The organism is Streptomyces sp. NPDC018029 (assembly GCF_044327655.1).
Lineage (GTDB): Bacteria > Actinomycetota > Actinomycetes > Streptomycetales > Streptomycetaceae > Streptomyces.
The window spans coordinates 339,120-353,326 of sequence record NZ_JBIRFV010000002.1 but is presented as its reverse complement, the minus strand read 5'-3'; the positions used below and the strand labels follow the sequence as shown (position 1 = coordinate 353,326).

Genomic DNA, 14,207 nt, shown 5'->3' with positions numbered 1-14,207 from the left:
GGCCGCCTGAGCCGCTCTCACCGCGCGTACGGGCGCAGCGGAGGCTCCTCGTCGACCCACGGCTGGCTGTGGATCAGCAGCTCGATCGGGAAGTTCAGCAGGCCGGGCAGGGCGTCGACGGCCTCCTGGCTGTTGAGCGGCATGACCGGCTTGGCGCAGTGCGCGCGGTCGATGCGGCTCGTGTCGGCGGGACCGGGGTGCTCGATCGCGTCGGCGACCAGGTCGTAGCTGACCTGGTCGACGACCATGGCGATGTGGGTCGGCCACGGCCGCCCCGGACAGATGTCCTGGACGCCTATGCGGTGGGCGCCCGGCAGCGACGGCGCCTCCCCGTCGGCCACCACGGACTCGTCGGCGTACGAATAAATCGTGGTGTACGACGGTCCTGCGGGCATGGGCGTGCCGTCGGCGCCGAGAGCCTTCGACCAGTTCGAGTCGCGGGCGAACTGCAGGACCGACGCCGGGCAGCCCGCCACCTCGGCGATCGGGCGGCAGGGTGAGGCCAGCCGGGTCCCCTGGAACGGGGAGCCCAGGGTCACCATGTCGTCGACCTTCCCCGGCAGGTCCGGCCAGAAGCGCAGGGCCCACGCCGTGAGGAGCCCGCCCTGGCTGTGCCCGACGAGATCGACCTTCCGGCCGGTGGCCTCCTGGATCGCGCGGGTCGCGTACACCACGTACTCGACGGACTCCTGCATGTCACGGAGCCCGCGACCGGGAGAATCCACCCAACAGGACTGGTAGCCCTTCTTCTTCAACTCGGCCATGTAGTTCCAGGCGTAGTTCTCCTCGCCCTTGAGGCCGGTCCCGGGCACGAAGAGGACGGTCGGCTTGTCACCGGCCTCACGCAGGTCCCCCAGCTCCGTCCCGCAGTGCAGCGCCTTGGCGAGCTCGGCCGCCGGTATCTCCAACGGGGGAGAGGAATCGTCCGCCGCCGAAGCGGCGGAGACCGGAAGGACGGTGGCGGCCAGCACGGCCGCCACGAGTCCGCCGAGCCATGAGGACAAGCGCACGGTGACCTCCACAGGAACCTTCACGAGTGAGCGGAAACTCCCGCCAGAGGGAGCACCTCATCGTGCGGCGGCGCCACAGTAGCCGTCAACTGCCCCACGGGGCCGAGTAGTTGACAGTTGGCCGGGCCCGTCCGGCGAAGCGCCCGGGCCCCGCCGCCCCGCGCCGTGCGCGAGGGGACCGTGACCTGGGCGGACGGTCCGGTTGGACATCCCGGGGGAGCCTCTGGCATGGTCGCCCGTCCGTCCCCCTCAAGAACCGAAGGGAGCGTCACGATCACGATGATCGAAGTCAGCACGCGCAGCATGAAGGAAGCGGCTGCCGCCGAGCAGCTCCGCGCGGAGACCACGACACTGGACATTCCAAAGGGTTTCGACCTGTGGACGGCCGACGAGATCGCGGAGTGGCTCGACGGCGTCGAGGACGACCCGGCAGTCTCCGACGCCGACTTCTACGCGGCCCAGCAGGCGGTGCGACGAGTCCTCGGAACCGAGGGCACCTGACCCGCCGGCGGCCCTGCGCGGCCCTACGTGTGCAGAGCCCCGTCCTCCTCCACATGCCCCTCCGGCTCCAGCTGGATCGTCGAGTGGGTCACGTCGAAGTGGCCCCCGACACACCGCTGAAGGCGCCCCAGGAGCTCCCCGTACCCGCTCGCGAGAGCCGCCTCCGTGACCACCACGTGCGCGGTGAGCACCGGCATCCCCGAGGTGACCGTCCAGCCGTGCAGATCGTGCACGGCGACCACGCCCCGCTCCTCCAGCAGGTGCCGGCGCACCTCGCCGAGGTCGACGTCCTGCGGGGTCGCCTCCAGCAGGACGTGCAAGGAGTCCCGCAGCAGGCCGTACGCGCGCGGCACGATCAGCAGGCCGATGACGATCGACGCGACGGGGTCGGCGGCCTGCCACCCGGTGAGCAGGATGACCAGGCCGCCCACGATCACCGCGACCGAGCCGAGCGCGTCGCCCAGCACCTCCAGGTACGCGCCCCGCAGATTGAGGCTCTTCTCCTTGGCGTCCCGCAGCAGCCACAGGCCCACCAGGTTGGCGGCGAGCCCGCCCAGCGCGACCACGAACATCAGGCCGCCCTTGACCTCCACCGGCTCGCTGAACCGGCCGATCGCCGACCACAGGACCCAGGCGAAGATGACGACCAGGAGCAGCGCGTTCAGGACCGCGGAGAAGATCTCCACGCGGTAGAACCCGAAGGTGCGCCGCGGCGTCGGCGCCCGCTGGGCGAGGGTGATGGCGCCGAGGGCCAGCGAGACGCCGACCGCGTCGGTCAGGCTGTGCGCGGCGTCGGCGAGCAGCGCGAGGCTGCCGGACAGGAGCGCGCCGACCACCTGGATGACGGTGATCGAGCCGCTGATGCCGATGGTCCACAGCAGGCGCTTGCGGTACGTGCCGCTGAGAGTGCCGCCCGCCGCCCCGGCGGACGGACCGTGGTCGTGCCCCATGCCCGCGAGTGGACCACGGCGGCGCGGCACCCGCCACCGAGCGACCGCCGGTCGGCTCAGTGCAGCCGGGCCTGGGTGGAGGTGTCGCGCTGGTGCGGGATGCCGAGCGGCGGCAGCTCGCCCTGCTGCACCCTGACCGTGCGCACGGGGGCGGGGACCCGGATACCCTCGGCGCGGTACCGCTGGTGCAGGCGCTTGATGAACTCGTGCTTGATGCGGTACTGGTCGCTGAACTCGCCGACGCCGAGGATCACCGTGAAGCTGATCCGCGAGTCGCCGAAGGTGTGGAAGCGGATCGCCGCCTCGTGGTCGGGGACCGCGCCGGTGATCTCGGCCATCACCTCGTCCACCACCTCGGTCGTGACCTTCTCGACCTGCTCCAGGTCGCTGTCGTAGCTGACCCCGACCTGCACCATGATCGACAGCTCCTGCTCGGGGCGGCTGTAGTTGGTCATGTTGGTGCCGGCGAGCTTCGCGTTGGGGATGATGACGAGGTTGTTGGAGAGCTGACGGACCGTGGTGTTGCGCCAGTTGATGTCGACGACGTAGCCCTCCTCCCCGCTGCTGAGCTGGATGTAGTCACCGGGCTGCACGGTCTTCGCGGCGAGGATGTGCACGCCCGCGAAGAGGTTGGCGAGCGTGTCCTGCAGCGCGAGGGCGACCGCGAGACCTCCCACGCCGAGTGCGGTGAGCAGCGGCGCGATGGAGATGCCGAGGGTCTGCAGGACGATGAGGAAGCCCATCGCGAGCACCACGACGCGGGTGATGTTCACGAAGATGGTGGCCGATCCGGCCACTCCGGAGCGGGACTGCGCCACGGCCTTCACCAGGCCGGTGACGATCCGGGCCGCCGTGAGCGTGGCGGCGAGGATGAGCAGCGCGGTCAGCGTCATGGTGACGTTGCGTCCGGTGCGCGGCGTGAGCGGCAGCGCGCCCGCCGCGGCGGCGAGCCCGGCGGTGATGGCCGCGCAGGGCACGAGAGTGCGCAGGGCGTCGACGATGACGTCGTCACCGCTCCACCGGGTCTTGCTCGCCCGTTCGCCGAGCCACCTCAGGAGTGCGCGGAGCAGCAGCCCGGCGACGACGCCGGCGACGACCGCGATACCGGCCACGATCCAGTCGTGCAGTGTGAGGGCACGGGTCATCAGTTCGCTCCCGTCGTACGGGGGGAGTGCGCCTGTGTGGGGCGTATGTGATGTGACGTCACCTTGTGATACCTGCTCGATTCCGGGGAGTGCGGTCACGCCGGGACGAGAGCTCGGTTCCGGCGCGGACGTCATCCTGCCCCATCCGCCCACGGCAGGCGTGCATACCCCCACCTGGATCTTCACAGACCGGCCACGTCTGTCCATGCGCCGATGAGCGCGCTGCCCGTGGTAAAGCATTGAGTCAGGCGATTTGGCCACTCGGCACTCGGCGGACCGGTCGAGCCGGTCGATCTACGTGAGCGGAGGCGGTTGAGCATGGCGCCCATGTGCAGACCCGGAATGTCACCCGTCAATTCGCACAACGAGTGGGATCCGCTGGAGGAGATCATCGTCGGCCGGCTGGAGGGCGCGACCATTCCCTCCAGCCATCCGGTCGTGGCGTGCAACATCCCGACCTGGGCGGCACGGCTGCAGGGTCTCGCCGCCGGGTTCGAGTATCCGCAGCGGCTGATCGAGCCGGCGCAGCAGGAGCTCGACCAGTTCATCGCTCTCCTGGAATCCCTCGACGTCACGGTGAGACGACCGGCGGCCGTCGACCACAAGCACCGCTTCGGGACCCCCGACTGGCAGTCGCGCGGCTTCTGCAACTCCTGCCCGCGGGACAGCATGCTCGTCGTCGGCGACGAGATCATCGAGACCCCGATGGCGTGGCCGTGCCGCTATTTCGAGACGCACTCGTACCGCGAACTCCTCAAGGACTACTTCCGGCGCGGCGCGCGCTGGACGGCGGCACCGCGACCCCAGCTCACCGAGGCGCTGTACGAGAAGGACTTCCGCCCTCCCGAGGAGGGCGAACCGATGCGCTACATCCTCACCGAGTTCGAGCCGGTGTTCGACGCGGCGGATTTCGTGCGGGCGGGCCGCGACCTGTTCGTGACGCGGAGCAACGTCACCAACCTGATGGGCATCGAATGGCTGCGCCGTCACCTCGGGCCGGAGTACCGCGTCCACGAGATCGAGAGCCGCTGCCGGGTGCCCATGCACATCGACACCACGTTCGTCCTGCTCGCGCCCGGCAAGGTCCTCGTCAATCCCGAGTACGTCGACGTCGACCGCCTGCCCGACGTGCTGGACTCGTGGGACGTCCTGATCGCCCCGGAGCCCGACCCCATCGACGAGCGCCTGCTCAAGATGACCTCGATGTGCGGCAAGTGGCTCAGCATGAACGTGCTGATGATCGACGAGAAACGGGTCATCGCGGAGCGGCACCACACGGGAATGCTGCGCGCCCTCGAATCGTGGGGGTTCGAGCCGATCCCGTGCGACCTGCTCCACTACGCGCCCTTCGGCGGCTCGTTCCACTGCGCGACGCTCGACGTCCGGCGCCGCGGCACGCTCGAGACGTACTTCGACTGACCGTCGCCGGAGGGGTTCCCCCACCGCGACGGTTATGCAAGTCTCCTCCCTAATTCCGCGGGCCGGTGGACATCACAGCCCGCCAAGTGGGCTGCCGCCGCGCGGATACGGGGTGAAGCACTGATGCGGAACAGGGCTCGTGGGCACGACCTGAACGCGCTGCGGCGGCTCAACACCACCGTCGTGCTGCGCGCCCTGCACCACCGCAGCCCGCGGACCCTCGCCGAGCTCGCAGCGAGCACCGGCCTCTCCCGGCCCACCGTGGAAGCCGCCGTCGAGGAACTGTCCGAGCGCGGCCTCGTCGGCGAGTCCACCGAGGAGTCGGCCGAGCGCACGCCCGGCCGGCCCGCACGCCGCTTCCGCTTCCGCACCGAGGCCGGTCATGTGCTCGGCGCCGACATAGGCCTGCACAAAATGGTGCTGCTCCTCGCCGACCTCGGCGGCACCGTGCTGGCCGCCCACCGCCGCGACATCGACCCGGAGCTCGGCGGCGGCGCCCGCCTCGACCTGCTGCGGCACGGCACGGAAGCCTTCCTCGACGCCCACGCCCCGCGCCGCGCCGCCGTGCTCGCCCGCTGCGTGGGCGTGCCGGGAGTGGTGGACACGGGCGGCGTCCTGAACTCTGTTGTGGTGCCCGAGTGGTCCGGTGTCGACATCGGGCGGCTGCTCCAGGACGGGCGGCCGGGCCACACCCTCGTCGAGAACGACGTGAACCTCGCGGTGCTCGCCGAGCGCTGGCAGGGCGCCGCCACCCTCGCCGGCGACGTCGTCTGCGTACTCACCGGGCACCGCGTCTCGTGCAGCCTCACCATCGGCGGCCGGCTGCACCGGGGCAGACGCGGCGGCGCGGGCGAACTGGGCATGCTGCCGCTGCTCGGCATGAGCACCGCGCAGGAAGCCCTGAAGTGGCCGGGTGCGCGGCGTGCCGGGGAGTCCGAAGTGGCCGCCCTGGCCCGCGCGGCGGACGCCGGAGACCCGCGCGCCCAAGCCGCCGTCGCGGACTTCGCCGACCGCATCGCCCCGGGCATCGCCGCCCTCGCCCTCGCCGTCGACCCGGAACTGATCGTGCTGACGGGCGGGGCGACACCCGTCGGCCGGCACCTCGTGCCGCTCCTCGAAGAGCGGCTGCGCCCCATGACCCTGCACGTCCCGCGCATCGCGCTGAGCTCGCTCGGCGAGCGGGGCGTGGCCATCGGCGCCGTACGCAAGGCGCTCGACCTGGTGGAGGAGGACCTGCTCGCGGACAAGGCGCCGTAGCGGCGGGCCCGCCACGCGCGGGGGAGCCGTGGGGCGTCCGACGACTCATCGGGAGGCGAAGGCGCACATGCGCAGAAGGACTCTGCTCGGCGGGGCGCTGGCCGCCCCCTTGCTCGCCGCCTGCTCCGGAGGGAGCGACGGCACGGACAGCGGTGGCAGGACCACGCTCTCGTACGGCATGTGGGATCCGGCGCAGGCGCCGGGCATGGAGAAGATCATCGCCGCGTTCGAGAAGCGCAACCCGCGCATATCCGTGCGGATCCAGCTGACGCCCTGGGCGAGCTACTGGACCACTCTCAAGACGTCCATGCGCGGCGGCACCGCCCCCGACGTCTTCTGGATGAACGCCGTCAACTTCCAGCTGTACGCGTCCAACGGCGTCCTCGAACCGCTCTCCGGGCACATCAAGGCCGACGCCACTCCCGTGGACCGCCACCCGGAAGCCCTGCTGAAGCTCTACGCCTACCGCGGCACGCAGTACGGCCTGCCCAAGGACTTCGACACCATCGGCCTCTGGTACAACAAGCAGCTGTTCGACAAGAAGGGCATCAAGTACCCGGACCCGAGCTGGACTTGGGGCGATGTACGGGACGCGGCGGCCGAACTCACCGATCCCAGCCAGGGGGTGCACGGCTTCGCCGCCGAGATGCACCGGCAGATCAAGATCTACCCGGCGGTTGTCGGCGCCGACGGCTTCATCCTGCGGGACGGCCGCTCCGGCTTCGGCGACGAACGCACCATCGAGGGCCTGCGCTTCCTGACCGACATGATCGACCGGGGCTGGTCACCGCCGCAGAGCGCCATGACCGAATCCGTCGGGCGCGTGCGCTACTGGTCGGAGAAGGTCGCCATGAACTACGACCTCTCCGCGATGGCCGGGCAGATGTACGCCGTACCCGCGATCAAGGACCACGGCGGCATCACCGTCCTGCCCAAAGGACGCCGCAGGGCCACCATCATCCACGGCCTTGCGAACGTCATCTCCGCCAAGAGCGACAAGAAGGCGGCCGCCTGGAAATTCGTGCACTTCATGGCGGGCCGCGAGGCGGCCGAGATCCAGGCACAGGCGGGCGTCACCATCTCCTCGTACGAGGGCACGCAGGACGCCTGGCTCAAGTCGATGCCCGAATTCGACCTCAAGCACTTCATCGAGATGCAGAAGTACGCGGTGCCCTATCCGAGCTCCGAGAACACCGCCGTCTGGGAGAACCTGCAATACCCGCTGCTCGGCGCCGCCTTCAGCGGCAAGGGCGGCATCGAGAGCGCAGCCCGCACGCTGGGCGAGCAGATGGACCGGGCCCTGAAGGAGGAACGCGCCTCATGAGTGTCTTTCCCGCCACGGCGGCCGCGAAATCGGCCGGGCGCGACCGGGCGTCCGCGTCCGGCGCCCGGCCCGGGGCCCGCAACCAGCGCTCCGCCTACTGGTTCATCGCGCCGCTCGGCCTCGGCTTCGCCGTCTTCTACTTCTGGCCGCTGCTTCAGACCTTCTACTACAGCTTCACCGAATTCGGCGCGTTCGGCGGCCACACCTTCATCGGCACCGACAATTACGTCCGCGTCGTCAAGGACGTCACCGTCTGGCAGGCCCTCGGCAACACCCTGATCTACAGCGCCATCGGGCTGATGGCGCTGCCGGTCGCCATCGTCGTCGCGTCCCTCCTCAACCGGCGCGGGCTGCGCGGCGTCGCCCTCTACCGCGCCCTGTACTTCGTACCGTTCGTGACACTGCCCGTCGCCGTCGGGCTCGTCTGGAACTGGCTCTACAACGGCGACTTCGGCCTCATCAACGAAGTCCTTGGCTGGGTCGGCGTCGACGGCCGCTACTGGGTGTCCGACCCCTCCACCGCCGTCTACGCGATCGGCACGGTGATCGTCTGGTCGACCACCGGCTACTACCTGGTCATCTTCATGGCCGGCATCAAAGGAATTCCCCGGGACTACTACGAAGCCGCGGAACTCGACGGGGCCGGGGCGCTGCGCCGGTTCTTCACCATCACGCTCCCGCTGCTCAGCCCGACCATCTTCTTCGCGTCCGTCATCTGCATGATCAATTCCCTGCAGACCTTCGACCTGATCTACATCATGATGGGTGAGTCGAATCCCGCGATCGGCGATACGCAGTCGATCGTCGGCCTCTTCTACAAATGGGCCTTCGTCGAGAACGCCCAGGGCGCCGCAGCCGCGCTCGCCTTCCTGCTGATGCTGGTCATCGCGGCCCTGACGTACCTCCAATTCCGGATCCAGAAGAGGTGGGTGCACTATGCCTGAGCGCCGACGGCGCATCGACGCCGGATCCGTCGCCACCCACGCCGTGCTCTCCCTCGGCGCACTGGTCATGGTCTTCCCGTTCCTGTGGCAGCTGCTCACCGCGCTCAAGACCCTCGCGGAGACCTCACGGGTGCCGCCCACCTTCCTGCCCGACAACTGGAACTGGGCCGGCTTCGAAGAGGTCTTCACCGCGCTGCCGTTCCGCGAGATGCTGACCAACAGCCTGATCAACACCGTCGGGCGCACCCTCGGCCAGCTCGTGTTCTGCTCCCTCGCCGCCTACGCCTTCGCGCGCATGCAATTCCGCGGCCGCAACGCCCTGTTCGCGCTCTTCCTGTCCGTCCTGATGGTCCCGAGCTCCCTGCTCGTCCTGCCGCAGTACGACATCATCCAGTCGCTCGGCCTGCTCAACTCCGCGCCCGCGCTCTTCCTGCCCGGCATGTTCAGCGCGTTCGGCACCTTCATGCTCCGCCAGTTCTTCCTGACGCTCCCCAAGGAGCTGGAGGAAGCCGCCCGCATCGACGGCGCGGGGTCCTTCCGCATCTTCTGGTCGATCATGCTGCCGCTGATCCGGCCCGCGCTCGCCGCGCTCGCCGTCATCACCGCCATGTGGTCCTGGAACGACCTGCTGTGGCCCCTGATCGTCAACACCGACCCGGAGAAGATGCCGATCAGCGCGGGCCTCACCTCCCTGGAAGGCCAGTACGAGACCAACTACCCGGTCATGATGGCCGGTTCGCTCGTCGCGAGCCTGCCCATGCTGCTCGTCTACGTCTTCCTCCAGCGGCACTTCGTCCAGAGCGTCGCCCTCTCCGGCTCCAAGAACTGACCGGGCCCGGCCCCCTCACCACCCCCCACAGAAAGGCAGCCCCTCTCCATGCCACCGCTTCACATAGGCCTGCTCGGCGCCGGCGGCATCGCGCGCGCCCACCTGCCCGGCTGGCTGGCGCTCGGCGCCCGGGTGAGCGTGTACACCGTCGACGGCTCCGCGGAGAAACTCGCGGCGGAGTACGCCGAGCGCGGGCACGACGTCCGGGCGGTCGACACCCTGGACGCCCTCCTCACGGACGCGTACGCCGTCGACGTCTGCACCCCCACCCCCACCCACAAGGAACTCGTCCTCGCGGCCGTCGCCGCGAGGCGGCACGTCGTCTGCGAGAAGCCGCTCGCCCTCACCGCCCACGACGCCGAGGAGCTCGCCGCCGCGGCCGCCGCGGCAGGCGTACGGCTGCATCCCGCCCACGTGGTCCGCTACTTCCCGGCGTACGCCGCCCTGCACAGGGCCGTTGCCCGCGGCGACCTCGGCGCCCTCGCCGTGCTGCGCTTCACGCGCGGCGGGGCCAGGCCCCAGTGGGCGCCGTGGTTCGGCGACCCGGCCCAGTCCGGCGGCGTCATCATGGACCTGATGGTGCACGACATCGACATCGCGCGCTGGCTCGCGGGCGACGTCGTCCGCGTCCACGCCAGGACCCGCGGCGTCGAGCACGCCACCGGCGCCCCGCCCGAAGTCGTCACCGCGACCGCCGTCCTCACCCACGCGTCGGGCGCCGTCAGCCACATCAGCGGACTGTGGGGCCTGCCCGACCAGCCGTTCCGCACCACGTTCCGGGTCGCGGGCGCCGACGGCCTGCTGCACCACGACTCGACCGCCGTGCCCGGCTTCCGGATCACCGCACAGGGAATGCGCGCCGCCAACGAGGGCATCCCGTCCAGCCCCATGACCGAGAGCCCCTTCCTCACCGAACTCCGCGAGTTCGCCGCGTCCTGGCACGACGGCGGGCCCGAACCACGCGTGAGCACGCGCGACGGCGTCGAAGCGGTGCGGATAGCCGAGGCCGCGGTGGAATCCAGCCGCACCGGTGAAGTCGTCGAACCGGCCGCGGCCACACTTTCCGACCGGACCGAGGAGGCAGCGCGATGAAGGTCGCCGTCCTGTCGTTCGCCCACGTCCACGCGGCGGGCTACCTGCGGCTGCTGGACCGCATGCCCGGCATCGAGGTCCTGGGCAGCGACCCCGACACGGACCTCGCGGCACCCGGCGAGGTACGGGGCCGCGCGCTCGCCGACGAACTAGGCGTCGCGTACGCGGACACGTACGAGGAAGCCTTCGCCCAGCGACCGGACGCGGTGATCGTCTGCTCTGAGAACGCCCGGCACCGCCCCCTCGTGGAACGTGCCGCCGCGCACGGCGTGCCCGTCCTCTGCGAGAAGCCGCTGGCGGCCACGGTCGAGGACGGCGAAGCGATGGTCGCCGCCTGCCGCGCGGCGGGAGTACGGCTCGCGGTCGCCTACCCCGTGCGGTTCAGCCCGGCGTACGCCGCCGTGAAGGCCACCGTCGACGCGGGCGACGCCGGACGGGTCCTCGCGGTGTCCGGCGCGAACAACGGCGCCATGCCGACCCGCGCCCGCCGCTGGTTCGCCGAGCCCGAACTCTCCGGCGGCGGCGCCCTCATGGACCACACCGTGCACATCGCCGACCTGCTCGACGACCTCTTCGGACAAGCCAGGCCCGTCGAGGTGTACGCGCAGACCAACAACCTCCTGTACGCCGACGAGGTCGCCGCCGAGACCGGCGGCCTGGTCAGCGTCACCTACTCCAACGGCGCCGTCGCCACCATCGACTGCAGCTGGTCCCACCCCCGCTCCCACCACTCCTGGGGCGGCCTGGAACTCACCGTCGTCGGCGAACGCGCCACCCTGGAGATGGACGCCTTCGACCAGAAGGTGCACGGCTTCAGCGAACGCGAAGGACGCGGCACGGAATTGCCGTTCGGCGTCGACCTGGACGAACTGATGCTGCGCGCCTTCCTCTACGGGCCGGGGGACGGCGGCATGACCGTCGCGGACGGCGAGGGCGGCCTGCGCACGCTGCGCATCGTCGAGGCGGGCTACGCGTCGGCCCGCAGCGGAGTCCCGGTCACGCTGGGCCGGGACGAATAGACGCGTACGTCCTTCGGACGCGTACGTCCCTACCGCCACCTACAGTTGACGCCGTGGACGAGCGGACGCGGAACAGTGTGAGCGGGCAGGCGCAGGTCGGGACGGCCGTCCAGACGGGCCCGGTAGAGGTGCTGAATGTGTACGGAGCTCCGGGCGCGCCCGAGGACTCCCTCCTGCCGCATCAGATGCCCCCGGACGTCCGGCACTTCGAGGACCGCGACGACCAGCGTTCGCGCGTGCTCGACATCGCCGCCCGCCCCCGGGCGGCCGGGCGCCCGCTGGTCGTCTCGGTCACCGGGGTGCACGGCGTCGGCAAGACCGCGCTCGCCGTGCACCTCGCCCACCGCCTCGCCGACGAGCACGCCTACGTCGTGCGCTACGTCGACCTCGACGACCACCGGCCCGACGGCGGCGCCGACCTGGCCGACGTCATGGGCGAACTGCTGCGCTCCTTCAAGGTCACCGACCTCCTCGAAGGGACACCGGCACGGCGCCGCAAGCAGTACTGGGAGCAGACCGGCAAGCGGCGCCTCGTCCTGGTCCTGGACAACGCCCGCTCCGGCACCGAGATCACCCAGCTCCTCCCGTCGTCGGCGGAGAGCGTCGTCGTCGCCACCAGCCGCCGGACGCTCTACGACGTCGAGGGCGGCGTCGACCTGGAACTCCCCGTCGGCCCGCTCGAAGAACCGCACGCCGCACGGCTGTTGCGCCGCATCGTCGACGACCCGCGACTCGCCGCCGACCCCGCGTCGGCCGCCGAACTCACCCGGATCTGCGGCGGCCTGCCCGCCGCCCTCCACGTGGCCGCCGAATGGCTGCGCAAGCACCGCACCCGAAGGCTCACACGCCTCACCGCGCAGCTCGCCGCCGAACTCGACGTGAAGGGGGTGCCCACGGTGGAGGCCGTGTGGGACGCCGCGTACCAGGACCTCACGCCGGACGCCGGCACGCTCTACCGGCTGCTCGTCGAGCACCCCGGCCCATGGATCGATCCCGAGGCGGTCACCGCGCTGCTCGGCAGGGGAGAGGACGCGGCCGAGGACGCCCTCGACGAGCTGGTCCGGGCGAGCCTCCTGGCCCGGGAGCGGGACGGGCGGCTGCGCCTGCACGACCTGCTGCGCGCCCACGCCGCACGCCGGGCGGAGCGGGAACGCGGCGCCGAGGCGGCGGAGGGGCGGCGGCGCGTCATCCGCTGGTACCTCCGCCAGGCCCAGCGCGCCGACGCGCTGCGCGCGGGCCCGCGCATGACCTTCGCCGAGCCGGTCCCGCCCCTCCCGGACGCGCCGGACACTCCCGACACGGAGTTCGGGATCACCGCCGACGACAGCGAGAAGCAGCGGAAGGCGAAGGCGCTGCACTGGCTGGAGGCCCAGCGGCTCGCGCTCCACGACTGCGTACGCGTCGCCCACGCGCACGGACTCGACACGGAGGCCTGGGCGCTCTGCGAACCCCTGTGGACCCACTACATGGACCACCCCCGCCTCACCCAGGTCATCGACACCTTCACCACGGGACGCGACGCCGCGCTGCGCGCCGGAGGCCCGCTCACCGCGCTGATCCGCATGCGCTGCCAGCTGGCGCGCCCGCTGTGGGAGCGGGGACGCTTCGACGACGCGGCGACGGAACTCCGCCTCGCGTCGGCGGCCGCCGAGACGCTGGGAGACAGCACCCGGGAGAGGAAACTGCGCGCCTCGGTCATCGAGTTCCGCGGGCTGCTCAGCTCCGCCCGGGGCGACTGGGCGGCAGCGGCGACGGACTTCGAGGCGTCCGGGCGCATCCACGCGGAGATCGGCAACGCCTACGGCGCCATGCTCCAGACGTACCTCCTCGGCAAGGCCCTCACCGAACTCGGCGAACTCGACCGCGCGGCAAGCCTGTTGACGGCCGCGCACACCCAGGCCGAGGACCTCGGCCGGGCCCGCCTGACCGCCCGCACAGGTTTCGCGCTAGCCCGGGTGCTGCGGCGCGTCGGACGACCCGCCGAGGCGATGGCGCTCTACGACGAGTCGCTCCGGGAGGCCCGCCTCAGCAAGTCCCCCCGCGAGGAGCTGCGGGCCCTGGACGCCCTGGCCGACCTGGCCGCGGAGACCGGCGATGAGACCGCCGCCACGGAGTTCCGCACCGCGGCGCGCGCGGTGCGGGAGCGGGGCGGCGGCCTGGACGACGTCGGTGAGGCCTCAGCTCAGCACGGGTAGGTGCTGCCACCGTTCGTCAGGTTTCCGTCGTACACCCAGCCCTCGGCTCCGGTCGAACGGACCGTCAGATAGGTCCACGTGTTTCCGGACTCGTTCGTCGTGTAGCAGTGGTAGTTGACCGCTGTGCTGTGGACGGGATTGCTGCCGCACGTGTTGTGGGGACCGCTGCGGCGCAGCGTCTGGGTGCTGACCGTCTCCCCGCCGCCGGGGTCGATGTCGCGGTGGGAGTGGGAGGAACAGCTCTGGACTCCGCTGGGGGTCCAGCTGGGCGGTTCCCCGCCGGCGGGAGCCGCCTGCGCGGTGGTGACCGAACCGCCGGCCAGCAGGGCGGCACCCGCCGAGAGTCCGACGAACCAGGTGCGAGTACGCATGATGCTCCTTGGAGATCGATGGGCCGGACGATGACAATGACTTGATGAAACCTGCCGACCGGCAGCGGTGGTGCGTAAGTTGGCCGCCTGCCTGTGCACAGGCGTCGAAGGGGGCGGCAGCATGGCGGTCGGAACCGGTCGGGGCAGACGC

The 14,207-nt window shown here is 70.9% G+C and carries 13 protein-coding genes; 9 read left to right on the top strand and 4 right to left on the bottom strand.

The annotated features are described in order from the left end of the window. Positions 1-17: 17 nt before the first annotated feature. Positions 18-1,010 carry an esterase/lipase family protein gene (locus tag ACH4D5_RS06020; protein WP_398299067.1) on the bottom strand — a complete coding sequence of 331 codons (993 nt, stop codon included), beginning with the start codon at positions 1,008-1,010 and terminating at the stop codon, positions 18-20. A 279-nt stretch (positions 1,011-1,289) separates the two neighbouring features. On the opposite strand from ACH4D5_RS06020, the gene ACH4D5_RS06015 reads away from it, so the two are divergent. Further along, positions 1,290-1,511, top strand: coding sequence for a hypothetical protein (locus ACH4D5_RS06015; protein WP_398299065.1), 222 nt, complete (start codon positions 1,290-1,292; stop codon positions 1,509-1,511). 23 nt (positions 1,512-1,534) lie between these two features. Here ACH4D5_RS06015 and ACH4D5_RS06010 read toward each other — a convergent pair whose 3' ends face one another. Further along, on the bottom strand, positions 1,535-2,461 hold the full coding sequence (locus ACH4D5_RS06010; protein WP_398299063.1) for a cation diffusion facilitator family transporter: 927 nt from the start codon (positions 2,459-2,461) through the stop codon (positions 1,535-1,537). A gap of 56 nt (positions 2,462-2,517) precedes the next feature. Then, complete coding sequence (locus tag ACH4D5_RS06005) at positions 2,518-3,606, bottom strand: mechanosensitive ion channel family protein (protein ID WP_398299061.1); 1,089 nt, start codon at positions 3,604-3,606, stop codon at positions 2,518-2,520. A gap of 327 nt (positions 3,607-3,933) precedes the next feature. On the opposite strand from ACH4D5_RS06005, the gene ACH4D5_RS06000 reads away from it, so the two are divergent. The 8 genes from ACH4D5_RS06000 (at position 3,934) to ACH4D5_RS05965 (ending at position 13,685) form a co-directional block, all read left to right on the top strand. After that, a complete protein-coding gene (locus tag ACH4D5_RS06000; RefSeq protein WP_398299060.1) occupies positions 3,934-5,025 on the top strand; it encodes an amidinotransferase in 1,092 nt (363 codons plus the stop codon). Between the two features lie 123 nt (positions 5,026-5,148). After that, entirely contained in the window at positions 5,149-6,282 is a 1,134-nt protein-coding gene (locus ACH4D5_RS05995) for an ROK family protein (protein ID WP_398299058.1), read from the top strand. 67 nt (positions 6,283-6,349) lie between these two features. Beyond that, on the top strand, positions 6,350-7,606 hold the full coding sequence (locus tag ACH4D5_RS05990) for an ABC transporter substrate-binding protein (RefSeq protein ID WP_398299056.1): 1,257 nt from the start codon (positions 6,350-6,352) through the stop codon (positions 7,604-7,606). Further along, entirely contained in the window at positions 7,603-8,550 is a 948-nt protein-coding gene (locus ACH4D5_RS05985) for a carbohydrate ABC transporter permease (RefSeq protein WP_398299054.1), read from the top strand. Before ACH4D5_RS05990 ends, ACH4D5_RS05985 begins: the two co-directional genes overlap by 4 nt. Continuing rightward, a complete protein-coding gene (locus ACH4D5_RS05980) occupies positions 8,543-9,379 on the top strand; it encodes a carbohydrate ABC transporter permease (protein ID WP_398299052.1) in 837 nt (278 codons plus the stop codon). Before ACH4D5_RS05985 ends, ACH4D5_RS05980 begins: the two co-directional genes overlap by 8 nt. 48 nt (positions 9,380-9,427) lie before the next feature. Beyond that, positions 9,428-10,471: a Gfo/Idh/MocA family protein gene (locus tag ACH4D5_RS05975; RefSeq protein WP_398299050.1), complete on the top strand. Its 1,044-nt coding sequence runs from the start codon at positions 9,428-9,430 to the stop codon at positions 10,469-10,471. Continuing rightward, on the top strand, positions 10,468-11,490 hold the full coding sequence (locus ACH4D5_RS05970) for a Gfo/Idh/MocA family protein (protein ID WP_398299048.1): 1,023 nt from the start codon (positions 10,468-10,470) through the stop codon (positions 11,488-11,490). The genes ACH4D5_RS05975 and ACH4D5_RS05970 overlap by 4 nt, the downstream gene beginning before the upstream one ends. Before the next feature lie 53 nt (positions 11,491-11,543). Continuing rightward, positions 11,544-13,685 carry an NB-ARC domain-containing protein gene (locus ACH4D5_RS05965; protein WP_398299046.1) on the top strand — a complete coding sequence of 714 codons (2,142 nt, stop codon included), beginning with the start codon at positions 11,544-11,546 and terminating at the stop codon, positions 13,683-13,685. Here ACH4D5_RS05965 and ACH4D5_RS05960 read toward each other — a convergent pair. Next, positions 13,673-14,056 carry an SH3 domain-containing protein gene (locus tag ACH4D5_RS05960; RefSeq protein WP_398299044.1) on the bottom strand — a complete coding sequence of 128 codons (384 nt, stop codon included), beginning with the start codon at positions 14,054-14,056 and terminating at the stop codon, positions 13,673-13,675. The genes ACH4D5_RS05965 and ACH4D5_RS05960 overlap by 13 nt on opposite strands. Positions 14,057-14,207: the final 151 nt, after the last annotated feature.